This window comes from Bradyrhizobium yuanmingense (assembly GCF_029167105.1).
Taxonomy (GTDB): Bacteria; Pseudomonadota; Alphaproteobacteria; order Rhizobiales; family Xanthobacteraceae; genus Bradyrhizobium; species Bradyrhizobium yuanmingense_A.
Genome location: NZ_JARFML010000015.1, coordinates 133,537 through 158,565, shown reverse-complemented (window position 1 = coordinate 158,565; position 25,029 = coordinate 133,537). Strand labels below are relative to the sequence as shown.

Genomic DNA, 25,029 nt, shown 5'->3' with positions numbered 1-25,029 from the left:
CTCGCCGGTCCGACTTGGTTGCATGCCGCGAGCTTGACGCGCTGATCGAGCATTCGAGCGCTGCGAGTTAATCGTCTCAGGCGCTACGTGTAGGCTATGAGACCGTGCAGTCGTGGCGCACGATCGCAGCCATTTTCAGCCGCGCTTTAGGCCCATTTCAGCCAAACTGTTATTGGTCTGTTTGCCCGGGGCAGGGTCTCTCATTTGGAGTCCTGCAATGTTCAAGCGAGTATTTTCTGCGTGCGTCCTCGTTATCCTGGGTTCTATCGCTTCGGAAGCGCGCCCTTATCGCCTTCATCAAGCTCCTGAATGCAACGTCACCATGCCCTGCGACTTCTCGTATTCGCAGACGCGACGCGAGCGGGTTTCCAGGCCCTCACTGGCCTCAAGATCTTCGCTGATCTCCAGGCCCACACTGCAAGCATACCGCTCGACACAACTGACAGTGACTGATGCTGGGAGCACGACAACGCCGGCTGCTGGGAGCACGGCAACGCCGGCGACCGTCTCCGGTGCCCACGGCACTCGCATTGTCGGTGGCCGTCCGGCCGGTTGCCCTTCGTCGTTCTGCGGCTGCGGAGCGGCTCTGCGCGTGTTCGGCCGTATCGTGCCGGAATTGAATCTTGCGTCCAATTGGCTCCGCTTTCCGCGGACGTCACCCGCACCGGGAATGGTTGCCGCGCGACGAGGACACGTTTTTGTCCTTGAGCAGCACCTCGGAGGCGACGTCTGGATGGCCTATGACGCCAACTCGGGTGGGCGCGCGACGCGAATCCACGCGCGTTCGCTGCGAGGGTATACGATTGTCAACCCGCGCGGCGGCTCGGTGGCTTGAGGACAGCGCACTCTAAGAACCGCGGACGGGTCGCAACATCTTTGCGGCCCGCCAACGCTGAATAAATTATTGGCGTCGGCGCCCAGCCGATCACAGCCGGAGCACCTTGCCGGGATTCATGATGTTCTGCGGATCGAGCGCGCGTTTGATGGTGCGCATGATGTCGAGCTCGGTCTTCGAGCGGTAGTGGCTGAGCTCGTCGAGCTTGTCGATGCCGATGCCGTGCTCCGCCGAGATCGAGCCGCCCATCGAGGTGACGAGATCGTTCACGGCGCGCGTGATGGCGGCCGTGTACTGGTTCAGCGTCTGCTGGTCCATGCCCTTCGGCCCCATGAACGAAAAGTGCAGATTGCCGTCGCCGATGTGCCCGAGCGGATAGGGCCGGATGGTCGGGAGAATGTCGAGCACGGCCTTGAGGCCCTTGTCGATGAACTCCGGAATCCCCGAGATCGCCACCGACACGTCGAAGCTGATCCCCGGTCCCTCGGCGCGGGAGGCTTCCGCCATGGCTTCGCGGATGCGCCACATGTTGCGCGATTGACCGAATGTGTGCGCGATCGCCGCATCCAGCACGCGGCCGGCTTCGAGTTGATCGGCGAGAAACTGCTCCATCTTGCCGGACATGCCCTCGGTTCCGTCCTGGCGCGCCCGCGCCGACGACCATTCCAGCAGCAGATACCAGGGCGTGTCCGCCTTCAGCGGATCCTGCGTGCCGGGAATGTGGCGCAGGGAAAGGTCGATTGCCGCCCGGCTGAGCAGCTCGCAGGAGCTGACATTGTCCTCGGACGCCGCGTGCGCCTCGGACAGGATTTCCAGCGCCGCGCGGGGATCGCGGACCGCCAGCCACGCCGTACAGACGTCTTTCGGCGCCGGCCACAGCTTGAGCACGGCCTTGGTGATGATGCCCAGCGTCCCCTCGGCGCCCATGAACAAATGCTTGAGGTCGTAGCCGGTGTTGTCCTTCTTGAGCGCGCGCAATCCGTTCCAGATCTCGCCATTCGGCAGCACGACCTCGAGCCCCAGCACGAGATTGCGCGCATTGCCGTAGCGCAGCACCTGCACGCCGCCGGCGTTGGTGGAGAGATTGCCGCCGATCATGCAGGAGCCCTGGGCACCGAGGCTGAGCGGCAGGAAGCGGTCGTGCTCGCTTGCGGTCTCCTGAAGCGTCTGCAACACGCATCCGGCCTCGACCGTCATCGAATAGCCGACGGGATCGACATCCAGCACGCGGTTCATGCGGCCGAGCGACAGCACGATGCCGGTGTGGGCAGGCCAGGGCGTCGCCCCGCCCATCAGGCCGGTGTTGCCGCCCTGCGGCACGATCGCGACGCCCTGCTCATGGCAGAGCCGGACCACTTTCGAGACCTCCTCGGTGCTCCCAGGGCGAATGACCGCGCCGGCGCTGCCGACCAGCAATCCGCGCCAATCCGTCACGAACGGCTGCTTGCCGTGCTCGTCCTCGATCAGGCCTTTCTCGCCGACGATCGCGCGCAACGCATCGCGCATCTCGGCGGTCACGGGGGCGGTTGGGATGATGGGCGGGGACGATGGGAAGGCAGCCGGCATTGTTTCCTCTGGCGCATCTTGGTGTGCACTGCGCACGATGACGTGCGGAGGGCATTGTCCACGTTTGGCGCGAGGAGTCTAATGGGAATGTGGCCGAGCGCGACTTGCGGATGGTGACGCCGCCGGGTCCGGCGTCACCATTGCGATCGGGTCGTAAGCCGGCTTCAGGCCGCCGCCGGCTGCAGTTTCGGCTGCCGCGACAGCGCCAGCACGATCAAGGCCGCGAACATGCAGAGCGCGCCGGCGATGAAGAAGGCGGGCAGATAGCTCTGGTAGACCGTCCGCGAGAACCCGGCGCCGAACGCCGCGGCACCAGCGCCGAGCTGGTGGCCGGCGAAGATCCAGCCGAACACCAGATTGGCGCGCTCGGGTCCGAACTTTTGCGCGGTGAGCCGTACCGTCGGCGGCACCGTCGCGATCCAGTCGAGGCCATAGAACATCGCGAACAACGAGAGCCCGTAGAACGAGAAATCGCTGAAGGGGAGGAAGATCAGCGAGAGCCCGCGCAAACCGTAGTACCAGAACAGCAGCCAGCGATTGTCGTAGCGGTCCGACAGCCAGCCCGACATGATCGTGCCGAAGAAGTCGAAGATGCCCATCGCCGCGAGCAGGCTCGCCGCCTGCACCTGCGGGATGCCGAAATCCAGGCACATCGGGATCAGGTGCACCTGCACGAGCCCGTTGGTGGAGGCGCCGCAGACGAAGAAGGTCGCGAACAGGATCCAGAACGCCATCGACGTCGAGGCGTCGCGTAGCGTCCCAAGCGCAACGCCCGTGATCGAGCCGTGGCTGACTGGCGGCGCGGGCAGGGGCTCGGTGCCCTCGTCACCGAACGGCCGCAGGCCGACATCGCTCGGCCGGTCGCGCATCGCGAGCAGCACCGCGAGCGACGAAATAACGAGCATGATGCAGACCAGGCCGAGCGCGAGACGCCAGCCGTAGCGTTCGGTGAGGCTCGCCAGCAGCGGCAGGAACACGAGCTGCCCGGTGGCAACGCTTGCGGTCATGATGCCGACGACGAGGCCGCGCCTTGCCGCGAACCAGCGCGTGGCGATGGTCGCGCCGAGCACCAAGGCAGTCATGCCGGTTCCGATCCCGATCACCACGCCCCAGAGGGCGATGAGCTGCCAGACCTCCGTCATGCCGAGCGAGAGCACGAGCGCCGAGACCACGATCAGCTGTGCTGCCAGCGTGACGTTGCGCAGGCCATAGCGGTTGAGCAGGGCGGCCGCGAACGGCGCCATCAGCCCGAACAGGATGAAGCGGATCGACAGCGCGGACGAAATCTCCGCCGTGCTCCAGCCAAATTCCTTCTGAAGGGGCACGATGAACACGCCGGGCGCGCCGACCGTGCCGGCGCTGATCAGCGCGGTGAGGAAGGTCACGCCGACCATCACCCAGCCGTAGTGGATGTTGCGGCGGGAGAGTGCTGCCGCGAGCCAGTTCGAGATCATCGGGCCTCAACGTGGATGGGCAGGCCGCAACAGACCTGCGTCAGTGTAGAGAATGACACGGGATGTGTCTGTCGCAAATGACAGAGTTCCCTCGTTTTCGGACGTCTGCGTCAGCGGGCGCGGCGCTCCACCGCAATCGCGGTCGCTTCTCCGCCGCCGATGCAGAGCGACGCAACCCCGCGCTTGAGGTTGTTCGCCTCGAGCGCATGCAGCAGCGTCACGATCAGCCGCGCACCTGTGGCGCCGATGGGATGGCCCAGCGCGCAGGCGCCGCCGTGGATGTTCAGCTTCTCCCTGGGAATGCCGAGATCGCGCTGCGCGGCCATCGCCACCACCGCGAAGGCCTCGTTGATCTCGAACAGGTCGACGTCGGAGGCAGCCCAGCCGACTTTGTCCAGCAGCTTGCGGATCGCCGGGATCGGCGCCGTGGTGAACCATTGCGGCTCCTGGCTGTGGGTGGCGTGGCCCTTGATCTCGGCGAGGATTGGCAATCCGCTCCGATCGGCCAGCGAGCGCTTCGTCAGCACCAGCGCAGCGGCGCCGTCGGCATTGGCGGAGGAGGCCGCGGGCGTGATGGTGCCGTTAGCGCGGAACGCTGGCTTCAATCCGGGAATCTTGGCCGGATCGACTTTCAGCGGATGCTCGTCATTGGCGATGATGCGGGGACCTGCTTTCTCGGTCAGCGTGATCGGCGCGATCTCGGCCTTGAACGCGCCGCCTTCGACCGCCTTGCGCGCGCGACTGAGCGTCTCCATCGCATAGGCGTCCTGGTCCTTGCGGGTGAATTGATAGGCTTCCGCGGTCGCTTCGCCGAAATCGCCCATGGAACGGCCGGTCTCATAGGCGTCCTCCAGCCCGTCCATCATCATGTGGTCGATGATGCGGTCATGGCCGGCGCGATAGCCGCCGCGCGCCTTGGCGAGCAGATAGGGCGCGTTGCTCATGCTCTCCATGCCGCCGGAGACGACGATCTCGGCCGAGCCGGCGCGGATGATGTCGTGCGCCAGCATGGTCGCCTTCATGCCGGAACCGCAGACCTTGTTGACGGTGGTGGCACCGGTCGCATCGGGCAGACCGGCGCTCCGCGCTGCCTGCCGCGCCGGCGCCTGGCCTGCCGGCAGCACGCAGCCCATCAAGACCTCGTCGACCTTCTCGGGCGCGAGCTTGGCGCGCTCCAGCGCCGCCCCGATCACGTGCGAGCCGAGCTTGTGCGCAGCAAGCGGCGACAATTCGCCCATGAAGCGGCCGAGCGGAGTGCGGGCGGCGGAGACGATGACGACGGGATCGGCGGCTTCGGCCATGACGGGACTCCCTGGCGATGGCTTGTAGGATTATGATCATCATATGATGCGGCGCAAAAAATGCAACGGCGGCAGGGATGAGAAAATGTCGTGGGTCGGATGAGATTTGGTCGTGCGATTGGGGGGAGGTTGTGCGGGATGGGATCAAGCGCTGGTCGTTCCACACACACCGTTGTCATCGCCCGGCTTGACCGGGCGATCCAGTATTCCAGAGGCGGCTATGACTGAGCCGAGAGGCTGCGGCGTACTGGATGCCCCGGTCAAGCCGGGGCATGACACCTTTGAAATGGAAAGAGTCTAACCCATCACAGCGCGCCTATCGCTTCCGGTTCACAAACGCGCCCATCAGCCGCGTCGGCTCGTCCGTCAGGAACGACTCGCCGAACACTTTCACGCTGAGGTTCACCGACTCCGTCAGCGGAAGTTCCTCCCATTGCCGCAGCAGTGCCTTCTGCGATCGCAGCGCCTCAGGGCCGCAATCGAGCAGCGCCTTCACTAGATGCTCGACCTCGGCATCCAGCTCGCCGGGCGTGGCGACCTTGTCGACCAGCCCCCACGCCAGCGCCGTGGGGGCGTCGATGTTCTCCGCCGTCATCACCAGCCAGCGCGCGCGGGCCCAGCCGATCAGACGCGGCAGCAGCGCGGCGTGAATCACCGAGGGGATGCCGACGCGTACCTCGGGCATGCCGAAATGGGCATCGTGCGCGGCGATGCGGAAGTCGCAGGCCGCCGCCACTTCGAGCCCGCCGCCGAGGCACCAGCCCGGCATGCGTGCGATGACCGGGGCAGGGAAGGCGCGCACCGCCTCGCAGAGATCGCGCAGGCGGCTGATGAAGGCCTCCGCGGATTTTTGGTCGAGCCCGGCCATCTCCTTGATGTCGGCCCCGCCGATCAGGCTCTTCTCGCTCTGTCCGCGCAGCACCACGACGCGGATGCTGCGGTCGGATGCGAGCTGCTGCAGGCCTTCGCGCACGGCGTCGGTCACGGGCGAGCCGAGAATGTTGAGCGGGCCGGCGTTGCAGATCGCGACGTGAACGACGCCGCGAGCATCCCGCGTCACGCCGCAATGATTGTTGAGCATTTCCATCGTGAGATCTCGAGAGGTTTCGTGGACCTGCGCGAGGCGCGCCGGTCGGGATCACTTCCGGGCCGAAACGCTTTCCTTGTCAAGCGGCCAGGGCAGCGGAGTTGCAAGCGTGAAGTCCGTGGCATAGTATGATATATATCATTTAAAGAGGCTGCCATGACCGATAACGATCAACCCGACCTGTTCTCGCCCATGCAACGGCGCGAGCGCGTGGTGGACTGGCAGGCGCCTGCGCCGGTCGCGCGGGCGGCGATGGGCCTGTCGGGCATGGATGCCATGCTTGGCATCCGCGACGGCCGGCTGCCGCCGCCGCCCTTCGCCAAGCTCATCGGGTTCATCATGGCGGTGGTCGAGCCCGGCCGGATCGTCATGGAACTGGAGCCGCGCGAGGATCTCGAAAACACCATCGGTCTTCTCCACGGCGCGACCGCCGCGGCGCTGCTCGATACGGCCATGGGATGTGCCATCTCGACGCGGCTCGAGGCCGGGCAAGGCGCGGTGACCCTCGATCTGAAGCTGACCTATCTCCGCCCGCTGTCGGTCCGCTCGGGGCTGATCTCGGCCGAGGGCAAGGTGATCAAGCTGGGGCGTCAGACCAGCTACACCGAAGGCTTCGTCCGGGACGGGAAGGGGTCCCTCGCGGTGCACGCAACTGCAACGTTTTCCATGATCGGAAGCAACTTAACATGAATTAATGCACCCATTTCGTCATTTGCGTGTTATGAGATGATCTCCGACATCCAATGAGCTCCGCATGCGCTATTCCCGGGAACACAAGCAGGAAACCCACGATCGCATCGTGAAGAAGGCCTCGGTGCGGCTGCGGGAGAAGGGTGCCCACGGTATCGGCGTCGCCGACCTCATGAAGGAGGCCGGCCTGACCCACGGCGGCTTTTACGCGCATTTCGATTCCCGCGAGGCGCTGGTGATCGAGGCCTTTGCCTACGCCATGGATCGTTCGATGGAACACTGGCGCAAGCTCACCGGCGAGGCCGCTCCCGAAAAACGGCTGGCGCTGATCGCGGAAAGCTATTTGTCCACGCTGCATCGCGACAATCCCGGTCACGGCTGCTCGATTCCCGCGCTGGGAGCCGAGATCGCGCGCGAGAGCCCGAAGACACGCAAGGCCTTTGCCGGCAAGCTGGACGAGATGATCGAGGCCCTGACCGACACCATCCCGAACATGCCGCGCAAGGCGGCACGCAAGCAGGCGATCGCGACGCTGGCGACGATGGCGGGCACCATGCTGCTCGCGCGCATCGCCGGCTCGAGCGAATTGTCCGACGAGATGCTGAAGGCGGGCCGGGACCACGCGCTCGAGGGAGCGAAGCGTGAGCCGAAGGTTGCCGTCGCGAAGAAGGCGAAGAACTAGACGCTAGCGCCCTGCAAACAACGCCCGCTCGCGCTCCACGATCTCGCTGATGTAATCCGCCACGGCCCTGATCCGCGCCAGGTCCTTGCTGTCGGCGTGCATCAGCATCCAGAATGTCCGCGTGATCGAGATCTCGTTGGGCAGCACGGCCACGAGCTGCGGATAGTCGCTCGCCATGAAATGCGGCAGCACCGCGATGCCGAAGCCTGAAAGCGTGGCGTTGAGCTGGGCGATCAGATTGGCGCTGCGGAAGCGCGCCGAGATCCGCGGCGACACCTGCGGCAGATAGTCGAGCTCCGGCGTGAACAGGAGTTCCTCGATGTAGCCGACGAAGCGGTGCTGCGTCAGGTCCTGCCGCGCGGTGATCTCAGGGAAGCGGTCGAGATAGGTGGGGGCTGCGTAGAGCCCGAGGCGGTAGTCGAGCAGCTTGCGGCCGACGATGCGGCCTTCCTTGGGCATGGTCAGGCTGATGGCGATGTCGGCCTCGCGCTTGGAGAGGCTGAACAGCCGCGCGGTGGCCACAAGTTGCAAATCGAGATCGGGATAGCGATCCGCGAACGGCGCCAGCCGCGGCGCCAGGAAGGCGGTACCGAAGCCGTCAGGGGCACCGATCCGCACCGTCCCGGTCAGCCGCGCCACGGAGCCGCCGACCTGCTCCTGATTGGCGACGATGGTCGATTCCATGGTTTCGGCGCTGTCGGCGACGCGCTGGCCGGCCTCGGTGAGGAGGTAGCCGGTCTTGCGCCGGTCGAACAGCTTGGCCGAGAGGTGCTTCTCCAGCCGGTCCACGCGGCGGATCACGGTGGCATGGTCGACCCCCAGCTGTTTTGCCGCAGCCGACACCGAGCCGCCCCGCACGATGGCCAGCACGAAGCGAAAGTCGTCCCAATCGATAGCGCCTTGATCCAGCATTTTCGCACATCTATGGTGCATTATCTCAGACTTGAATCCTATAAAATGCAGGTCAATAGGTTTTGTCAAAGCGACCACGCTCGGCCTGAAGGAGACCATTCCATGCGTTCAATCGGACATTTCATCGGTGGCAAGGAGGTCAAGGGCACCTCTGGCCGCACCGCCGACGTTTTCGAGCCGATGACCGGTGACGTTCAGGCCAAGGTGGCGCTGGCGTCCAAGGCCGAGGTCCGCGCCGCCGTCGAGAACGCGCGCGCCGCACAGCCCGAATGGGCCGCGACCAACCCGCAGCGCCGCGCCCGCGTCATGATGAAATTCTTGGAGCTGATCCAGCGCGATTACGACAAGCTCGCCGAGCTGCTCGCGCGCGAGCACGGCAAGACCGTGCCCGATGCCAAGGGCGACATCCAGCGCGGCCTCGAGGTCGTCGAGTTCGCCTGCGGCATCCCGCATCTGATGAAGGGCGAGTACACCGAAGGCGCCGGCCCCGGCATCGACATCTATTCGATGCGCCAGCCGCTCGGTGTCGTCGCCGGCATCACGCCGTTCAATTTCCCGGCGATGATCCCGATGTGGAAGTTCGCGCCCGCGATCGCCTGCGGCAACGCTTTCATCCTCAAGCCCTCCGAGCGCGATCCCGGCGTGCCGATGAAGCTCGCCGAATTGATGATGGAGGCCGGGCTGCCGGCCGGCATCCTCAACGTCGTCAACGGCGACAAGGAAGCCGTGGACGCCATCCTCGACGATCCCGATATCAAGGCCATCGGTTTCGTCGGCTCGACGCCGATCGCGCAGTACATCTATGAGCGCGCCGCCCAGACCGGCAAGCGCTGCCAGTGCTTCGGCGGCGCCAAGAACCACGCCATCGTCATGCCCGACGCCGACATGGACCAGGCCGTCGACGCGCTGATCGGCGCCGGCTACGGCTCCGCCGGTGAGCGCTGCATGGCCGTCTCCGTCGCGGTCCCCGTCGGCAAGTCCACCGCCGACCGCCTGATGGAAAAGCTGATCCCGCGCGTCGAATCCTTGAAGATCGGCACGTCGATCGATCCGTCCGCCGATTACGGTCCGCTGGTCACGCGCGAGGCCGTCGAGAAGGTCAAGAACTACATCGATATCGGCATCAAGGAAGGTGCGACGCTGGCAGTCGACGGCCGCGGCTTCAAGATGCAGGGCTACGAGAACGGCTTCTATCTCGGCGGTTCGCTGTTCGACAACGTCACCAAGGACATGCGGATCTACAAGGAAGAGATCTTCGGCCCCGTGCTCTCGGTCGTGCGTGCGCACGACTACAAGGAGGCGCTGGCGCTACCGTCCGAGCACGACTACGGCAACGGCGTTGCCATCTTCACCCGCGACGGCGATGCCGCGCGCGACTTCGCGGCCAGGGTCAACGTCGGTATGGTCGGCATCAACGTTCCGATCCCGGTGCCGATCGCTTATTACACCTTCGGCGGCTGGAAGAAGTCGGGCTTCGGCGATCTCAACCAGCACGGCCCCGACTCGATCCGCTTCTACACCAAGACCAAGACGGTGACCTCGCGCTGGCCGTCGGGCGTCAAGGAAGGCGCGGAGTTCTCGATCCCGCTGATGAAGTAAGGCTGTAGCCCAGCCCGTCCTTGCGAGCGCAGCGAAGCAATCCAGACTTTCTCCGGACATACTGGATTGCTTCGTCGCTTCGCTCCTCGCAATGACGAGAACAGTGAGCAGCCGGCATGCAGTTCGCTCTGAACGAGGATCAGGTCGTCCTTCGCGATATGGCGCTGGCGTTTGCGGCGGAAAAGATCGCGCCGCACGCGCTGCGCTGGGACGAGGAGAAGCATTTCCCCGTCGACGTCATGCGCGAAGCCGCAGCGCTCGGCATGGGCGGCATCTACATTCGCGAGGATGTTGGCGGCTCCGCCATGACGCGGTTCGACGCGGCGCTGATCTTCGAGGCGCTGGCGACGGGCTGCCCGACGACCTCGGCCTTCATCTCGATCCACAACATGGCGAGCTGGATGATCGATGCCTTCGGCAGCGACACCCAGCGCCACCAATGGCTGCCGAAGCTCTGCACCATGGAGCTGATCGCGAGCTACTGCCTGACCGAGCCGGGTGCCGGCTCGGATGCGGCAGCGCTCCGCACCCGCGCGGTGCGCGACGGCGATCATTATGTGCTCAACGGCCAGAAGCAGTTCATCTCCGGCGCCGGCGGCACCGACGTTCTGGTCGCGATGGTGCGTACCGGTGGCGACGGGCCGAGCGGCATCTCGACCCTTGTCATCGACGGCAAGACACCCGGCGTCTCCTTTGGCGCCAATGAGCGCAAGATGGGCTGGAACGCACAGCCGACCCGCGCTGTGATGTTCGAGAACGCCCGCGTGCCTGTGGCCAATCGCCTGAGCGAGGAGGGCACAGGCTTCAAGATCGCGATGGCGGGTCTCGACGGCGGCCGCCTCAACATCACGGCATGCTCGCTCGGCGGTGCTCAGACCGCGCTCGACAAGGCGCGCGCCTACATGAAGGAGCGCAAGGCGTTCGGCAAACGTCTCGACGAATTCCAGGCCCTGCAATTCCGCCTCGCCGACATGGCGATCGAGCTCGAGGCCGCGCGCACCTTCCTGTGGCGTGCCGCGGCAGCGCTGGACCGCAAGGACCCCGACGCCACCATGCTGTGCGCGATGGCCAAGCGTTTCGGCACCGATGTCGGCTTCGAGGTCGCCAACCACGCGCTGCAGCTTCACGGCGGCTACGGTTACCTCAGTGAATATGGCATCGAGAAGATCGTGCGCGACTTGCGCGTGCATCAGATCCTCGAAGGCACCAATGAAATCATGCGGCTCATCGTGGCGCGCAAACTGATCGAGGGCGCACGATGAGCGGAGTGGAAGCGGGCGATCTCGTCGCCCGTGTCGAGGGCGCGGCCGGCATCATCAGGCTCAATCGTCCCAAGGCGATCAATGCGGTGACGCTCGAGATGTTTCGCGACATCGAGAAGGCGCTCGACCGGTTCGAGGCCGATCCCGCCGTCGCCGTGATCCTGCTCGAAGGCGCCGGCGAGCGCGGCCTCTGCGCCGGTGGCGACATCCGCACGCTCTGGGAAAGCTCGAAGGTCAAGGGCGACCTCGGCAAGATCCTGTGGCGCGAGGAATATATCCTCAATGCCCGGATCAAGAAGTTTCCAAAACCCTATGTGGCCTTCATGGACGGCATCGTGATGGGCGGCGGCGTCGGTTTGTCGGCCCATGCCAGCCATCGTGTCGTCACGGATCGCACCAAGCTTGCGATGCCCGAAGTCGGCCTCGGCTTCTTCCCCGATGTCGGCGGCACCTATCTGCTATCGCATTCACCTGGCGAGATCGGCACCTATTTCGGGCTGACCGGCCAGACCATGAACGGGCCGGATGCGATCCATGCGAAGTTTGCCGATTGGGTCGTGCCGTCGGCAAGATTGCCGGAGCTGCGCGAGGCGCTGATGAAGGTGCGCTCGGGTGCGACCGCTGCCGATGTCAGCAAGCTCATCGAAGGCTTCGCCACCGGCGAGACTGCGGGGCCGGTCGCCGCCAGGGAACCCGTCATCGACGTGTTGTTCGGCTTCGACCGCATGGAGGACATCTTCGCTGCGCTGAAGCGCGATGGTTCCGAGTTCGCGCTGGCCACGCTGAAGACGCTGAACGAAAAATCGCCGCGCGGCATGGTGGTGACGCTCAAGCTGCTGCGGCTGGCGCGCGGATCGAGCCTGGAAGAGTGCCTGGTGCGCGAATACCGCGCCGCGCTGGAAGTGTTTCGCAGCGACGATTTCCGCGAGGGCGTGCGCGCCGCCGTGATCGACAAGGACCGCAACCCCACCTGGTCGCCGCCGCGGATCGAGGATGTGACGCCGAACATGCTTGCGCCGTATCTCGCCGAGATCGGCGCGGACGAGCTGAAGTTCAACTAACAACGCGACAGCGGAGGAAACGACAATGGCCACGATCGCATTCATCGGTCTCGGCAACATGGGCGGCCCGATGGCTGCCAACCTCGTCAAGGCCGGCCACAAGGTGGTGGCGTTCGATCTCGTCGAAGCCTCGCGCAATCAGGCCAAGGCCGATGGCGCCAGCATCGCCGACAGCGCCCCCGCCGCGGTGAAGGGCGCCGATGTCGTCGTCACCATGCTGCCCGCAGGCAAGCATGTGCTCGGCGTCTGGAACGAGGTCGTGCCCGCCATGACCAAGGGTGCGCTGATCATCGACAGCTCCACCATCGACGTTGAAAGCGCGCGGGCCGCGCACGCGCTCGCCGCCAAGCACGGTGTGCTCTCGGTCGATGCGCCGGTCTCCGGCGGCACGGGCGGTGCCAAGGGCGCGACGCTCACCTTCATGTGCGGCGGCGAGGAAAAGGCATTTGCCGCGGCAAAGCCCGTGCTCGAGAACATGGGCAAGAAGATCGTGCATTGCGGCGGCGGCGGAGCGGGCCAGGCCGCAAAGATCTGCAACAACATGATCCTCGGCATTTCCATGATCGCGGTGAGCGAAGCCTTCGCGCTCGGTGAGAAGCTCGGGCTCTCGCATCAGGCGCTGTTCGATGTCGCTTCGACCTCGTCCGGCCAGTGCTGGTCGCTCACGACCTATTGCCCGGTGCCGGGCCCGGTGCCGACCTCGCCGGCCAACAACGATTACAAGCCGGGCTTTGCCTCGGCGCTGATGGTGAAGGACCTCACCCTGGCGCAGGATGCGGCCAAGGCCGCGGGGGCGGCGACGCCGCTCGGCAAGCATGCGCAGGAGATCTATCAGTCTTTCGACGCAGCCGGCCAGGGCGGGGTGGATTTTTCCGGAATTATCCAGCACGTTAGGAGTTTAGCCGGGAAAGCTTGATGACCACATTCCAGGAAGCACGCGCGTTCCTTCTGCAACACCGTACGGACTACGAGGCAGCGGTCAAAGGTTTCCGCTGGCCGGATCCGGTTCATTTCAACTGGGCGCTCGACTGGTTCGACGCCGAGCTCGCGGCCGATGCGGACAGCAAGGATCGGCCCGCGCTCTGGATCGTCGATGCCGCGCAGGACAAGCAGACGAAGCTGTCCTTCGCGGCGCTGTCGCGCCGCTCCAACCAGGTCGCGAACTTCCTCCGCGCGCAGGGCCTCCGGCGCGGCGATCATCTCCTGCTGCTGCTCGGCAATGTGGTTCCGCTGTGGGAGACGATGCTTGCGGCGATGAAGCTCGGCGTGGTCGTCATTCCCGCCACGACGCTGCTCACCGCCGACGAGTTGCGCGACCGGCTCGAGCGCGGCAAGGCGAGGGCGGTGGTCGCCGCGCAGGACCAGGTCGCGAAATTCACGAGCCTAGGCGCCGAGAATGTCGTTCGCATCGTCGTCGGCGCGGGCTCCGACGGTTGGCTTGCATATGACGAAGCAGCAAAAGCTTCCGAAAGCTTCGCGCCCGACGGTCCGACCAATGCCGACGATCCGATGCTGCTGTATTTTACCTCGGGCACCACGGCAAAACCAAAGCTCGTTCGGCACAGCCAGCGCAGCTATCCGGTCGGCCATCTCTCGACGATGTACTGGATCGGGCTGAAGCCCGGCGACGTCCATCTCAACATCTCCTCGCCCGGCTGGGCCAAGCACGCCTGGAGCTGCTTCTTCGCGCCGTGGAATGCCGGTGCGACCGTGTTCGTGGTGAACCAGCCGCGCTTCGACGCCAAGGCGCTGCTCGCCACCATCGGCCGCTGCGGCGTCACTACGCTGTGCGCGCCGCCAACGGTGTGGCGGCTGTTCATCCAGGAGAACCTGGCCTCCTTCAAGGTGGCGCTTCGCGAGGTCTGCGGCGCCGGCGAGCCGCTCAATCCCGAAGTGATCGACCAGGTGCAGGCCGCCTGGGGCATCACCATCCGCGACGGCTACGGCCAGACCGAAACCACTGCGCTCGCCGGCAATTCGCCGGGGCAGCCGATCAAGATCGGCTCGATGGGCCGGCCACTGCCGGGCTATCGCGTGCAGATCAGCGATGCCGACGGCCATCCCGCAAAGGAGGGCGAGGTGACGCTGGTGCTCGGCGCCGACCGCCCCGCGGGCCTGATGCAGGGCTATCAGGGCGACGACGGCAAATTGTCCGGCGCCGCAGGCGCGCTCTATCGCAGTGGCGACGTCGTTTTCGCGGACGAGGACGGCTACTTGACCTTCGTCGGCCGCTCCGACGACGTCTTCAAATCCTCCGACTATCGCATCAGCCCGTTCGAGCTGGAGAGCGTGTTGCTCGAGCACGAGCTCGTCGCGGAAGCTGCGGTGGTGCCGAGCCCGGATCCAATCCGGCTCGCGATCCCCAAGGCGTTCGTGCTGCTGACCGCGGGTGCAGAACGCTCGCCGGAAACCGCGCTGTCAATCTTCAGGCACCTGCACGCGCGCCTGGCGCCGTTCAAGCGCATCCGCCGCCTCGAAATCGTCACCGAGCTGCCGAAGACCATCTCTGGCAAGATCCGCCGCGTCCAGCTACGACGGCTCGAACGCGACGATGATCGGGGCGATCCCTTGCGCGGCCGGGAATTCCGCGAGGAGGATTTTCCGGAGCTGGCGAAGACACGGAGTGAGACCTAAGTGAACGAAGTCTGGAAGAAGCCGCCTGTTACGCTCGAGGCCTATCAGGCCATGGTCGGCAAGGAGATCGGCGTATCGTCGTGGCATCTGATCGACCAGCCGCGGATCGACAGCTATGCCGACGTGATCGAGGATCACCAGTTCATCCACGTCGATCCGGACCGCGCGAAGAAGGAGACCGCCTTCGGCACCACCATCGCGCACGGTTTTCTCACGATGTCGCTGCTGTCGATCATGTCCTACGAGGTGATGCCCGTGATCGCGGGCACCACGATGGGCGTGAATTACGGCTTCGACAGGCTGCGCTTCATCTCGCCGGTGCGCTCAGGCAAGCGCGTGCGCGGCCGCTTCGTGCTGGCGGAAGCCAAGCTCCGCAAGCCGAACGAATTGCAGTCCCGCACCAACGTCACGGTCGAGATCGAGGGCGAGGACAAGCCGGCGCTGGTCGCCGACTGGCTTGGGTTGATCTATTTCGCTTGATCTGAGGCGTCGTTGCCGGGCTTGACCCGGCAACCCATCGCTGCTCAAAAGCCTGACGAATTTACGCGAATATCACCCTCTCCCCCTGTGGGAGAGGGTGGCCTCGCGGAACGCGAAGCCGGGTGAGGGGTCTCTCTCCGCGGACTCGCCTGCCGAAGCAACCCCTCATCCGGCGCTTCGCGCCACCTTCTCCCACAAGGGGAGAAGGAAGGAAGAACAAGGACTTTACTCATGGCAATCAGGTTCGACGGACGCGTCGCCATCGTCACCGGCGCGGGCAATGGTCTCGGCAAGGCGCATGCGCTGGGGCTGGCGAGCCGCGGCGCCAAGGTCGTGGTCAACGATTTCGGCGGCGCGCGCGACGGCAGCGGCGGCTCGCTGTCGCCGGCCGAGGCCGTGGTCGAGGAGATCCGCAAAGCCGGCGGCACCGCGATGGCCGACGGCGCCGACGTCTCCAATTTCGAGCAGGTTACCGCCATGGTCGAGCGCGCCACCAAGGAGTGGGGCAGCGTCGACCTCTTGTGCGCCAATGCCGGCATCCTGCGCGACAAGTCGTTCGGCAAGATGGAGGTGGCCGATTTCCAGAAGGTGCTCGACGTGCATCTCGTCGGCACCTTCTATTGCTGCAAGGCAGCCTGGGCCGGCATGCGCGACCGCAATTACGGCCGCATCGTGCTGACGACGTCGTCCTCCGGTCTCTACGGCAATTTCGGCCAGGCCAATTACGGCGCCGCGAAATCCGGCATGGTCGGCCTGATGAACGTGCTCGCCGAGGAGGGCCGCAAGAACGACATCCGCGTCAACATCATCTCACCGACCGCGGCGACGCGCATGACCGAGGAGCTGCTGCCGCCGCAGGCGCTGCAACTGATGAAGCCGAACGCGATCACGCCCGCGGTCGAGTACATGCTGAGCGAGGATGCGCCGACCCGCACCATCATGGGCGCCGGCGCCGGCTCGTTTGCGGTGATCAAGATCCTGGAGAGCGAAGGCATCAACTTGCCGGAGAGCGAGTGGACGCCGGATGCGATCGCCGCCCATTTCGCCGAGATCAGCGACATGTCGAAGGCCAGGGCGCTGGCGGGCGCATTCGAGCAGACGCAGAAATACGTCGCGCAGGCCGCGGCGCGGGCGGGGATCAAGCTCTGACCGACGTCGCCGTCATCGGTGCCGGCCCCGCCGGGCTGATGGCGGCGGAGGTGCTGGCGCAAGGCGGCGCCCGCGTCACCGTCTACGATGCGATGCCGTCCGCGGGACGCAAATTCCTGATGGCCGGCCGAGGCGGGCTCAATCTCACCCACAGCGAGCCGCTGCCGCAGTTCATGACGCGATACCGCGAGGCCGCACCGAAGCTGCAAGCGGCGGTCGAGGCATTTTCGCCGGATGCGCTGCGCGCCTGGAGCGAGGCGCTGGGCGAGCCGACCTTTGTCGGCAGCAGCGGACGCGTGTTTCCCAAGGCGTTCAAGGCCTCGCCCTTGTTGCGCGCCTGGCTGCGGCGGCTCGACGCCGCCGGCGTCCGCTTTGCGTTTCGCCATCGCTGGATCGGCTGGGATGGCGAAGGCCGGCTGGTCTTTCGGACGCCGGAAGGTGTCTCCGCGATCGAAGCGAACTCCACTCTGCTCGCCCTCGGCGGCGCGAGCTGGCCGCGGCTCGGCTCGGACGGACGCTGGGTCGACATTCTCGCCGCAAAGGGCATTGCCATCTCGAAGCTGCGGCCGGCCAATTCCGGCTTCACGGCCGCTTGGTCCAAACTGTTCCGCGACCGTTTCGAAGGCCAGCCGCTGAAGGGCGTGGCGCTGACGATTGGCGCGCACACGGTGCGCGGAGAGGCGATGATCACCCGCAGCGGCATCGAAGGCGGCGCGATCTACGCGTTGTCGGCGGAACTGCGCGAGGCCGTGCTGAATCTCGGGCAGGCGACGCTGATGATCGCGTTGCGGCCCGATCTCGACGCCGCTGCGCTGACCACGCGGCTGTCAGGCGTGCGCGGCAAGCAATCGCTGGCGAACTTCCTGCGCAAGGCGGCGCAATTGTCGCCGGTCGGCATCGGCCTGATGCAGGAAGCCGCCATTGCCGCCGGCCGCCCGCTGGCCGCGTTCTCGCCGGCGGAGCTCGCAGATCTGGTCAACGCCGTTCCGGTTCAGCTCACCGGCGTAGCGCCGATCGATCGCGCGATCTCGACGGCAGGCGGAATCTCGTTCGACGAGCTCGACGAGCACTTCATGCTGCGCAAGCTGCCGGGCGTGTTTGTCGCCGGCGAGATGCTGGATTGGGAGGCGCCAACCGGCGGCTATCTCTTGCAGGCGTCGTTCGCGACCGGGGCTGCGGCGGGCAGAGGCGTGCTGGAGTGGGTCAAACGCTAAACCCTCGTCATTGCGAGCGCAGCGAAGCAATCCAGAAACCCTCCTCGGAGCTCGTCTGGATTGCTTCGTCGCAAGAGCTCCTCGCAAAGACGGCCGTGGGAACGGCGCGCGAACCGCCTACCGCAGCTTGCCCCGCGCCGCCACCGGCAGCGTGCCGATGATCTCCTCGCCGCGCACCATCACCACCTCGTCCATCATGTTGACGACGACGCAGACATGGTTCGGCACGATGCGGACGACGTCGCCGACATTGGGCCTTGTGTTGCTGCGGGAGAGATCGAGGAAGCCGTGCTCCTCAGCGAACTTCGCGATCCTCGCCTCGGGATGCTCCAGGATCAGGCCGTGGCCGTCGAGCCCGCCGGTGTCGGTGGTCAGCGTCTTCGAGCCGGCGTCCAGAATGCCGCGCTCGGGCGCGGCGCGGCTCACCACCGTCGAATAGATGTGCAGTGCGCAATCATCCCAGGTCGCCGAACCTGCGGCGACCTGCATGCGATCGTTGTAGATGTAGGTGCCGAAGCGGTGCTCGGTACCGCCCTTAAGCTTGCCGATGTTGACGAGGTTCGGCGTGCCGCCGGTCGAGACGATCTTGGCGTCGAGCCCGTGCGCGCGCACGCCGGCCAGCGCCTCGTCGTAGAATTTCTGCGCCTCAGCCCAGCCGGTCTCGGTCGGATACAGCATGAAGCCGGCGAACGCGAGTCCCTTGGAGGCCGCGATCTCGCGCGCCAGCGCAATGGCCTCGGCCGGGGTCTCGACGCCTGCGCGCTTGCGCCCGGTATCGCACTCGACCACGACCGAGAGCGGGCGGCCTGACGCCGCAGCCGCCTTGGGCAGGCCGGCGACGACGGTTGAATTGTCGGCAGCCACCGTCATGTTGGCCTTCGCCTGCAACGCGCCGAGGCGCGCCATCTTCTCGTCGCCCAGCAGATTGTAGCTGATCAGGATGTCGTCGATGCCGGCATTGGCCATGATCTCGGCTTCGCCCAGTTTCTGGCAGGTGATGCCCTTGGCGCCGGCCGCGACCTGCATCTTGGCGATGGTCGGGTTCTTGTGCGTCTTGATGTGGGGGCGATTGGCGATCCCGGCATCGTCGCAGGCCTTCTGGATCCGCGCGATGTTGCGCTCGACCCTGTCCATGTCGATGACGGCACAGGGCGTGCCGTATTCGCGGGCGATTTTGGCGGCGAGGGGAGTAGTCATGTGATCTCTCTATTTTCGGTCCTGTAGGATGGGTAGAGCGAAGCGAAACCCATCAGAACCATTTCTCGTTACGCGATGGGTTTCGCTGCGCTCTACCCATCCTACAAGTCAAGCCTGTTCAATTTCTTCACGGAGCATTTCGAGTTCGAGCCAGCGCTCTTCGGCGGCAGACAGTTCTTCGTGCGCCCTGGCGATCGCGGCCGACGTGTCGTCGAACTTTTTGCGATCTTTCGCATAGAGATTGGGATCGTCGAGCACGCGCTGCAATCTTGCAATATCGGCGTGGAGCGTTTCCATTTTCTTCGGCAGCGTTTCCAGCGCGTGCTTCTCGTTGAAGCTCAGCTTCCGCTTGGGCGCGGAGGAGGGAGCGGCGGCGCGCTCCTCTTTCTTCTCCACGGGAGCTTGCGCCTTCGCCGCCTCGCGCTTGAGGTCCGCACCGCGCTGGCTCAGCATGTCGCTGTAGCCGCCGGCATATTCGATCCACTTGCCGCTCCCCTCCGGCGCAATCACCGAGGTGACGACGCGGTCGAGGAAGTCGCGGTCGTGGCTGATGAGGATCACCGTGCCTTCGTAGTCGCCGAGCATCTCCTCGAGCACGTCGAGCGTCTCGAGATCGAGGTCGTTGGTCGGCTCGTCCAGCACCAGGAGGTTCGACGGCTTTGCCAGCGCGCGCGCCAGCATCAGCCGGCCGCGCTCGCCACCCGAGAGCACTTCCACCGGGGTGCCGCGCTGCTCCTGCGCGAACAGGAAGTCCTTCATGTAACCGACGACGTGCTTCGGCTTGCCGCCGACCATGATCTGGTCGCCGCGGCCGCCGGTGAGTGCTTCGGCCAGCGTCGATTTAGGATCGAGGCTTTCGCGGTGCTGATCGAGCGTCGCTATCTCCAAATTGGCCCCGAGGCGCACCGTTCCGGAATCCGGCTCTGCGCCGCCGGTTAGAAGATTGACCAGCGTGGTCTTGCCGGCGCCGTTGGGCCCGATGATGCCAAGCCGGTCGCTGCGCTGAATGCGGGTCGAGAAATTCTCAACGATCTTGCGCTCGCCGAAGGCCTTGGTGATGCCCTTGGCCTCGATCACCAGCTTGCCGGACTGCTCGGCTTCGCTGGCTGCGAGGTTGGCGCTGCCGGCCGTGCCGCGATAGTTGCGGCGCTGGGCGCGCAGCGCATGTAGATTGGCGAGCCGCTTGACGTTGCGCTTGCGGCGGCCGGAGACGCCGTGGCGCAGCCAGTGCTCCTCGTCGACGATCTTGCGGTCGAGCTTGTGCTGGTCGCGCTCCTCTTCCGCGAGCACCTCGTCGCGCCAGGCCTCGAACGAGGCAAAGCCGCGGTCGATCTGCTTGATCCGGCCGCGGTCGAGCCAGGCGGTGGAGCGCGACAGATTGGTGAGGAAGCGGCGGTCATGGCTGATGATGACGAGCGCGCTGCGGCGGCCGTCGAGCTCCTGCTCGAGCCACTCGATGGTGGCGAGATCGAGATGGTTGGTCGGCTCGTCCAGCAGCAGAATGTCGGGCGAGGGCGCCAGCACGAAGGCCAGCGCGGCGCGGCGCGCCTCGCCACCGGAGAGGTCGTGCGGGTTCTCCTCGCCGGTGAGGCTGAGCTGCTCCAGGAGATAGCGCGCCTGGTGCTGGTCGTCCCCCGGCGCGAGCCCGGACTCGACATAGGCCAGCGTGGTCTTGTGCGCGCCGAAATCCGGCTCCTGCGGCAGGTAGCGCACCGTTGCGCCCGGCTGCACGAACCGCGTGCCGGAGTCCGGCTCGACAATGCCGGCCGCGATCTTCAGCAGCGTCGACTTGCCGGAGCCGTTGCGGCCGATCAGGCAGACCCGTTCGGATGGCGCGACGTTGAGCTCGACGCCCGACAGCAGCGGCGTGCCGCCGAAGGTCAGCCTGATATCTTTGAGTTGGATCAGCGGCGGGGCCATGGCTAACCTTGGCCCGTTGCGGCCTGATCTGCGCGGCGGCGCTGGATCCGGCGCAGCGTCTGGTCGAGCGCCGAGAGGAACGCGGAGCGGTCTCGCGGCGAGAACGAGCGCGGGCCGCCGGTGACTTCGCCCGCCGAACGCAGATCCGTCATCAGATTGCGCACCGCCAGCGTCATGCCGATCGACTCCTCGGTGAAAGGCTTGCCGTTCGGGGCGATCACGTCGGCGCCCGCCTTGACGCAGCGGCTGGCCAGCGGAATGTCCGACGTCACGACGACGTCGCCGGGCCTGACGCGCTCCACGATCCAGTCGTCCGCGGCGTCCATGCCGGCGCCTGCGGCGATGCGCTCGATCAAGGGGTCCTGCGGGACGCGAATGAAATTGCCGGCAACGACGCTCACGGGCACACCGTGCCGGAGCGCGACACGGTAGATCTCGTCCTTCACCGGACAGGCGTCGGCATCGACATAGATGCGGGTGGGAGTGTCGGTCATTCGCCGCGTGGTACCCCATTCGGGCCGCAAAGGCGAGGGGATTGACCCCAGTTCCTCAGGCCCTACGATCGCTCCTGAAACAATAAGAATATGGGAAGCCAAGCCATGCCGAACCGGCTCGAAACCTACCGCGTCGAGGCCTACAACACCGCCAAGCAATCCGAAAACAAGATGCACGATGACAATGTGGCGCGCCGCTTCGGCTTTTCCGGCGGGCTGGTCCCCGGCGTCGACGTCTTCGCCTACATGATGCACGTGCCGATCGCGCGCTGGGGCCGTGATTTCCTGTCTCGCGGGCTGGTCGAGGCCCGCTTCATCAAGCCGGTCTATGACGGCGAGACCGCCGATGTCGATGCGACCGAGCACGAGGGCCTGCTGACCATCGAGGTGTTCAGTCGCACCGAGCTGTGCGCCACCGGGACGGCTTCGCTGCCGGCGGCAGCGCCCGCGGTGTCGTTGAGCGACTATGTCGAGGTCCCCGCGATTGCCGAGCGAAAGCCGGTCAGCCCGGCGACGTTCGAGACCGGAAAATGGCTGGGCACGACGCCGCGCCGCTGGGCGGGTCAGGATGCGGCCGATTATCTCACTGACGTCAGGGAGACCGATCCGATTTTTGCGCGCGAGGGGCTCGGCCATCCCGGCCTGATCCAGCGCGTCATGAACCGCGTGCTGGTCGACAACACCATCCTGGGTCCCTGGATCCACGTCGGCAGCCGCATGCAGCTGCTATCCGCCGCCCGGGCCGGCGACGAGATCACCGCGCGCGCAAAAGTCGCTGCGAACTACGAGAAGAAGGGCCACCGCTTCGTCGAGCTCGATGCGCTTGTTGTCGCCAACGGCACGACGCCGCTCGCGCATTGCCAGCACACCGCGATCTACCAGCCGCGCGAGCAGGCGGCGGCGTAGGTCGCGGGCAAGCCTGTCACCACAAACGCGGTGTCATGCCCCGGCTTGACCGGGGCATCCAGTACGCCGCGGCCCATCCATGAATCACGACTGCCTCGGAGTACTGGATCGCCCGATCAAGTCGGGCGATGACAGCTGTGCGTGTGGACGCGGCGAACAACCGTCTGCGGAAGAGCCCCCCTTACGCCGCCTTGGCCTTCGCATCCTGGATCGCGCGCCACACCCGCTCGGGGGTCAGCGGCATGTCGATGTGCTTGATGCCGTACTCCGACAGCGCGTCGAGCACCGCGTTCACCACCGTCGACAGGCTGCCGGCGCAGCCGGCTTCGCCGCAGCCCTTGCTGCCGAGGGGATTGGTGGTGGCGGGCACCGGGTGATCGCCGACCGTCATGTTGGGAACGTCCTCCGCACGAGGCAGGGCGTAGTCCATCAGCGAGCCCGTGATCGGCTGGCCGCTCTCGTCGTAGCGGATATGCTCCATCAGCGCCTGGCCGATGCCCTGGACCACGCCGCCATGGAGCTGGCCCGCGACCAGCATCGGGTTGATCACCGTGCCGAAATCGTTGACCGCGCTGTAGCGCACGATCTGCACCACACCGGTGTCCGGGTCGATCTCGACCTCGGCGACGTGGCAGCCGTTCGGGAACGCCGAGGCGACTGGATCGCTGGTGTGGTCGACATCGAGGCTGTCAGGCACGCCCTCCGGCACCTTGCCGTCATGCAGGCGCTTGGCGAGCTCCATGATGTCGATGCTGCGATCGGTGCCGGCGATCGTAAAGCTGCCGTCGGCAAACTCGATATCGGCCTCGGATGCTTCCAGCATATGTGCAGCGGCGCGCTTGCCTTTCTCGATGACGAGCTTTGCGGCCCCCACAATGGCCTGGCCGCTCGCGGTGATCGAGCGCGAGCCGCCGGTGCCGTTGCCGGTATGGACGATGTCGCTGTCGCCCTGCACGAGCTTCACGCTCTCGAAGGGGACGCCGAGCTGCTCGCACAGCACCTGCGCGAACGGCGTGGCATGGCCCTGGCCGTAGTCGAGCGTGCCGGTGATGAGCTGCACGGTGCCGTCAGGGTCGAACACGATCTTGCCGAGCTCGGGGCTCGGCGGCGCGGTGACCTCGAGATAGGAGCCGACCGCGATGCCGCGCAGCTTGCCGGCCTTCTTGCTCTCCTTCTTGCGCTTGGCGAAGTTCTCGTGGTCGGAGATTTCGAGCGCCTTGTTGAACACGGCCTGGAAGTCGCCGCTATCATAGGTGACGCCGGAGGACGCCGCGAACGGGATCTGGTTCGGCTTGATGAAGTTGCGCTTGCGCAAGGTCAGCCGGTTGATGCCCATCTCGTCGGCGGCGCGGTCGATCAGGCGCTCCATGTAATAGTTTGCCTCGGGCCGGCCGGCGCCGCGATAGGCCCCCATCAGCGTGGTGTTGGTGAGCACCACCTTGATGTCGACCGCCATCAGCGGCGTGCGGTAGACGCTGGAGAAGTTCTTGCCGGTGTTGAGCGAAAGCGGCCCAGGCGCGACGCCGGTGATGTAGGCGCCGAGATTGCCGTAGCCGGACAGCTTTGCCGCGAGGAAGTGCCCCTCGGCATCGAGCGCGAGCTCGGCGTGGATCTTCTGTGCGCGGCCGTGGCTGTCGGAGAGGAAGCTGGTCGAGCGCTCGTCCAGCCACTTCACCGGGCGTCCCAATGCCTTCGCCGCATACAGAATGCACATGTACTCTGGATAGTTGATGTTCTTCATGCCGAAGGAGCCGCCGACATTGGCGGTGAGGATGCGCACCTTCTCGTTCGGCACCTTCAGGTTCTTCGCGAGATTGGCGCGATTGCCGGCGACGCCCTGCGTCGGCACCTGAAGCGTGTAGCGCTCGGTCTTCTTGTCGTAGGAGGCAAGCCCCACGCGCGGCTCCATCGAGACCACGGCGACACGGGTGTTCTCGATGTCGAGCTTGGTGACATGGGCGGCGTTGGCGAAGGCCGCGTTCACCTTGTCCATGTCTCCGTAATGGTAGTCGAGCGCGACATTGTTCGGGATGTGGTCATAGAGCTGCGGCGCGCCGGGCTTGGCGGCTGCCTCGGGGTCGGTCACCGCCGGCAGCGGTTCGATGTCGAGCTCGACCGCCTCGGCCGCGTCGCGCGCCTGGGCCAGCGTTTCCGCCACCACGAACGCGACGGGATCGCCGACGAAGCGGACCTTGTCGGTCGCCAGCGGCTGGCGGTTGGTCTGGAGCAGGGGCGAGCCATCGCGGCTCTTCAGCGGCAGGCCGCAGGTGAAGGGGCCGTAGCCGGCGGCATCGAGATCCTTCCCGGTCCACGCCCCCACCACGCCCGGCATCGCCTTGGCGGCATCGAGGCCGATGCCGCGGATGATGCCATGGGCATGGGTCGAGCGGACGACCACGGCATAGGCCTGGTTCGGCAGGTTGAAATCGTCGGTGTAGCGGCCCTTGCCGCGCACCAGCGTGTCGTCCTCCTTGCGGCGGACCGGTTGCCCGACGCCATACTTTTGCAGTGCAATAGCGTTCTCAAGCGTCGACGATTTGGTGTGTTCTTGCATGGGAATTGACCTGAAAAGCCGGTATTTGCGCA

Annotated in this window: 19 protein-coding genes and 1 pseudogene; 11 read left to right on the top strand and 9 right to left on the bottom strand. The window is 65.7% G+C overall.

The window, feature by feature from the left end; all coding sequences use genetic code 11:
• Positions 1-925: 925 nt before the first annotated feature.
• The 4 genes from P0R31_RS21160 to P0R31_RS21145 form a co-directional block, all read right to left on the bottom strand.
• Positions 926-2,401 (bottom strand): FAD-binding oxidoreductase, encoded by a 1,476-nt coding sequence (locus P0R31_RS21160; protein WP_275516035.1) that lies wholly within the window; start codon positions 2,399-2,401, stop codon positions 926-928.
• 164 nt (positions 2,402-2,565) lie between these two features.
• Complete coding sequence (locus P0R31_RS21155; protein WP_275516034.1) at positions 2,566-3,855, bottom strand: MFS transporter; 1,290 nt, start codon at positions 3,853-3,855, stop codon at positions 2,566-2,568.
• Positions 3,856-3,965: 110 nt separating this feature from the next.
• Positions 3,966-5,156: an acetyl-CoA C-acyltransferase gene (locus tag P0R31_RS21150; protein ID WP_275516031.1), complete on the bottom strand. Its 1,191-nt coding sequence runs from the start codon at positions 5,154-5,156 to the stop codon at positions 3,966-3,968.
• 316 nt (positions 5,157-5,472) lie between these two features.
• Positions 5,473-6,243: an enoyl-CoA hydratase gene (locus P0R31_RS21145; RefSeq protein ID WP_275516029.1), complete on the bottom strand. Its 771-nt coding sequence runs from the start codon at positions 6,241-6,243 to the stop codon at positions 5,473-5,475.
• Positions 6,244-6,399: 156 nt separating this feature from the next.
• Here P0R31_RS21145 and P0R31_RS21140 point away from each other — a divergent pair, with 156 nt between their 5' ends.
• Positions 6,400-6,933, top strand: a complete 534-nt coding sequence (locus P0R31_RS21140; RefSeq protein WP_275516027.1) for a PaaI family thioesterase — start codon at positions 6,400-6,402, stop codon at positions 6,931-6,933.
• 64 nt (positions 6,934-6,997) lie between these two features.
• The gene (locus tag P0R31_RS21135; RefSeq protein WP_275516024.1) at positions 6,998-7,615 is read left to right on the top strand and encodes a TetR/AcrR family transcriptional regulator; all 618 of its coding nucleotides are present in this window, start codon (positions 6,998-7,000) and stop codon (positions 7,613-7,615) included.
• Between the two features lie 3 nt (positions 7,616-7,618).
• Here P0R31_RS21135 and P0R31_RS21130 read toward each other — a convergent pair whose 3' ends face one another.
• Positions 7,619-8,527, bottom strand: coding sequence for a LysR family transcriptional regulator (locus P0R31_RS21130; protein WP_275516022.1), 909 nt, complete (start codon positions 8,525-8,527; stop codon positions 7,619-7,621).
• A 102-nt stretch (positions 8,528-8,629) separates the two neighbouring features.
• Between P0R31_RS21130 and P0R31_RS21125 the strand changes: the two genes are divergently transcribed.
• The 8 genes and pseudogenes from P0R31_RS21125 (at position 8,630) to P0R31_RS21090 (ending at position 17,926) form a co-directional block, all read left to right on the top strand.
• Entirely contained in the window at positions 8,630-10,126 is a 1,497-nt protein-coding gene (locus tag P0R31_RS21125) for a CoA-acylating methylmalonate-semialdehyde dehydrogenase (protein ID WP_275516021.1), read from the top strand.
• A 116-nt stretch (positions 10,127-10,242) separates the two neighbouring features.
• A complete protein-coding gene (locus tag P0R31_RS21120; RefSeq protein WP_275516020.1) occupies positions 10,243-11,388 on the top strand; it encodes an isobutyryl-CoA dehydrogenase in 1,146 nt (381 codons plus the stop codon).
• The gene (locus P0R31_RS21115) at positions 11,385-12,449 is read left to right on the top strand and encodes an enoyl-CoA hydratase/isomerase family protein (protein ID WP_275516019.1); all 1,065 of its coding nucleotides are present in this window, start codon (positions 11,385-11,387) and stop codon (positions 12,447-12,449) included. The genes P0R31_RS21120 and P0R31_RS21115 overlap by 4 nt, the downstream gene beginning before the upstream one ends.
• Positions 12,450-12,462: 13 nt before the next feature.
• Positions 12,463-13,365, top strand: a pseudogene (mmsB, locus tag P0R31_RS21110) (3-hydroxyisobutyrate dehydrogenase); the annotation flags it as partial.
• Positions 13,365-15,083 (top strand): AMP-binding protein, encoded by a 1,719-nt coding sequence (locus P0R31_RS21105; protein ID WP_275516018.1) that lies wholly within the window; start codon positions 13,365-13,367, stop codon positions 15,081-15,083. The pseudogene mmsB and the gene P0R31_RS21105, both read left to right, overlap by 1 nt.
• Positions 15,084-15,563, top strand: coding sequence for a MaoC family dehydratase (locus P0R31_RS21100; RefSeq protein ID WP_275516017.1), 480 nt, complete (start codon positions 15,084-15,086; stop codon positions 15,561-15,563).
• A 231-nt stretch (positions 15,564-15,794) separates the two neighbouring features.
• Entirely contained in the window at positions 15,795-16,712 is a 918-nt protein-coding gene (locus P0R31_RS21095) for an SDR family NAD(P)-dependent oxidoreductase (protein ID WP_275516015.1), read from the top strand.
• Positions 16,709-17,926 carry an NAD(P)/FAD-dependent oxidoreductase gene (locus P0R31_RS21090; protein ID WP_275516089.1) on the top strand — a complete coding sequence of 406 codons (1,218 nt, stop codon included), beginning with the start codon at positions 16,709-16,711 and terminating at the stop codon, positions 17,924-17,926. The genes P0R31_RS21095 and P0R31_RS21090 overlap by 4 nt, the downstream gene beginning before the upstream one ends.
• A gap of 117 nt (positions 17,927-18,043) precedes the next feature.
• Here the strand turns inward: P0R31_RS21090 and P0R31_RS21085 are convergent, their stop codons facing one another.
• The 3 genes from P0R31_RS21085 to P0R31_RS21075 form a co-directional block, all read right to left on the bottom strand.
• Positions 18,044-19,123: a D-TA family PLP-dependent enzyme gene (locus tag P0R31_RS21085; protein ID WP_275516013.1), complete on the bottom strand. Its 1,080-nt coding sequence runs from the start codon at positions 19,121-19,123 to the stop codon at positions 18,044-18,046.
• A 108-nt stretch (positions 19,124-19,231) separates the two neighbouring features.
• Complete coding sequence (locus P0R31_RS21080; protein WP_275516012.1) at positions 19,232-21,043, bottom strand: ABC-F family ATP-binding cassette domain-containing protein; 1,812 nt, start codon at positions 21,041-21,043, stop codon at positions 19,232-19,234.
• Between the two features lie 2 nt (positions 21,044-21,045).
• Positions 21,046-21,537: a YaiI/YqxD family protein gene (locus tag P0R31_RS21075; protein WP_275516011.1), complete on the bottom strand. Its 492-nt coding sequence runs from the start codon at positions 21,535-21,537 to the stop codon at positions 21,046-21,048.
• 105 nt (positions 21,538-21,642) lie between these two features.
• Between P0R31_RS21075 and P0R31_RS21070 the strand changes: the two genes are divergently transcribed.
• The gene (locus tag P0R31_RS21070; protein WP_275516010.1) at positions 21,643-22,443 is read left to right on the top strand and encodes a hypothetical protein; all 801 of its coding nucleotides are present in this window, start codon (positions 21,643-21,645) and stop codon (positions 22,441-22,443) included.
• 181 nt (positions 22,444-22,624) lie between these two features.
• On the opposite strand, the gene P0R31_RS21065 is transcribed toward P0R31_RS21070, so the two are convergent.
• A complete protein-coding gene (locus P0R31_RS21065; RefSeq protein ID WP_275516009.1) occupies positions 22,625-24,997 on the bottom strand; it encodes a xanthine dehydrogenase family protein molybdopterin-binding subunit in 2,373 nt (790 codons plus the stop codon).
• Between the last annotated feature and the right edge of the window lie 32 nt (positions 24,998-25,029).

Excerpts from the sequence above, each read along its gene's own strand:
- P0R31_RS21080 (WP_275516012.1), bottom strand. The coding sequence starts at position 21,043 with ATGGCCCCGCCGCTGATCCAACTCAAAGATATCAGGCTGACCTTCGGC.
- P0R31_RS21155 (WP_275516034.1), bottom strand. The coding sequence starts at position 3,855 with ATGATCTCGAACTGGCTCGCGGCAGCACTCTCCCGCCGCAACATCCAC.
- P0R31_RS21070 (WP_275516010.1), top strand. The coding sequence starts at position 21,643 with ATGCCGAACCGGCTCGAAACCTACCGCGTCGAGGCCTACAACACCGCC.
- P0R31_RS21065 (WP_275516009.1), bottom strand. The coding sequence starts at position 24,997 with ATGCAAGAACACACCAAATCGTCGACGCTTGAGAACGCTATTGCACTG.
- P0R31_RS21105 (WP_275516018.1), top strand. The coding sequence starts at position 13,365 with ATGACCACATTCCAGGAAGCACGCGCGTTCCTTCTGCAACACCGTACG.
- P0R31_RS21095 (WP_275516015.1), top strand. The coding sequence starts at position 15,795 with ATGGCAATCAGGTTCGACGGACGCGTCGCCATCGTCACCGGCGCGGGC.
- P0R31_RS21135 (WP_275516024.1), top strand. The coding sequence starts at position 6,998 with ATGCGCTATTCCCGGGAACACAAGCAGGAAACCCACGATCGCATCGTG.
- P0R31_RS21085 (WP_275516013.1), bottom strand. The coding sequence starts at position 19,123 with ATGACTACTCCCCTCGCCGCCAAAATCGCCCGCGAATACGGCACGCCC.
- P0R31_RS21075 (WP_275516011.1), bottom strand. The coding sequence starts at position 21,537 with ATGACCGACACTCCCACCCGCATCTATGTCGATGCCGACGCCTGTCCG.
- P0R31_RS21160 (WP_275516035.1), bottom strand. The coding sequence starts at position 2,401 with ATGCCGGCTGCCTTCCCATCGTCCCCGCCCATCATCCCAACCGCCCCC.
- P0R31_RS21145 (WP_275516029.1), bottom strand. The coding sequence starts at position 6,243 with ATGGAAATGCTCAACAATCATTGCGGCGTGACGCGGGATGCTCGCGGC.
- P0R31_RS21115 (WP_275516019.1), top strand. The coding sequence starts at position 11,385 with ATGAGCGGAGTGGAAGCGGGCGATCTCGTCGCCCGTGTCGAGGGCGCG.
- P0R31_RS21150 (WP_275516031.1), bottom strand. The coding sequence starts at position 5,156 with ATGGCCGAAGCCGCCGATCCCGTCGTCATCGTCTCCGCCGCCCGCACT.
- P0R31_RS21140 (WP_275516027.1), top strand. The coding sequence starts at position 6,400 with ATGACCGATAACGATCAACCCGACCTGTTCTCGCCCATGCAACGGCGC.
- P0R31_RS21130 (WP_275516022.1), bottom strand. The coding sequence starts at position 8,527 with ATGCTGGATCAAGGCGCTATCGATTGGGACGACTTTCGCTTCGTGCTG.
- P0R31_RS21125 (WP_275516021.1), top strand. The coding sequence starts at position 8,630 with ATGCGTTCAATCGGACATTTCATCGGTGGCAAGGAGGTCAAGGGCACC.
- P0R31_RS21120 (WP_275516020.1), top strand. The coding sequence starts at position 10,243 with ATGCAGTTCGCTCTGAACGAGGATCAGGTCGTCCTTCGCGATATGGCG.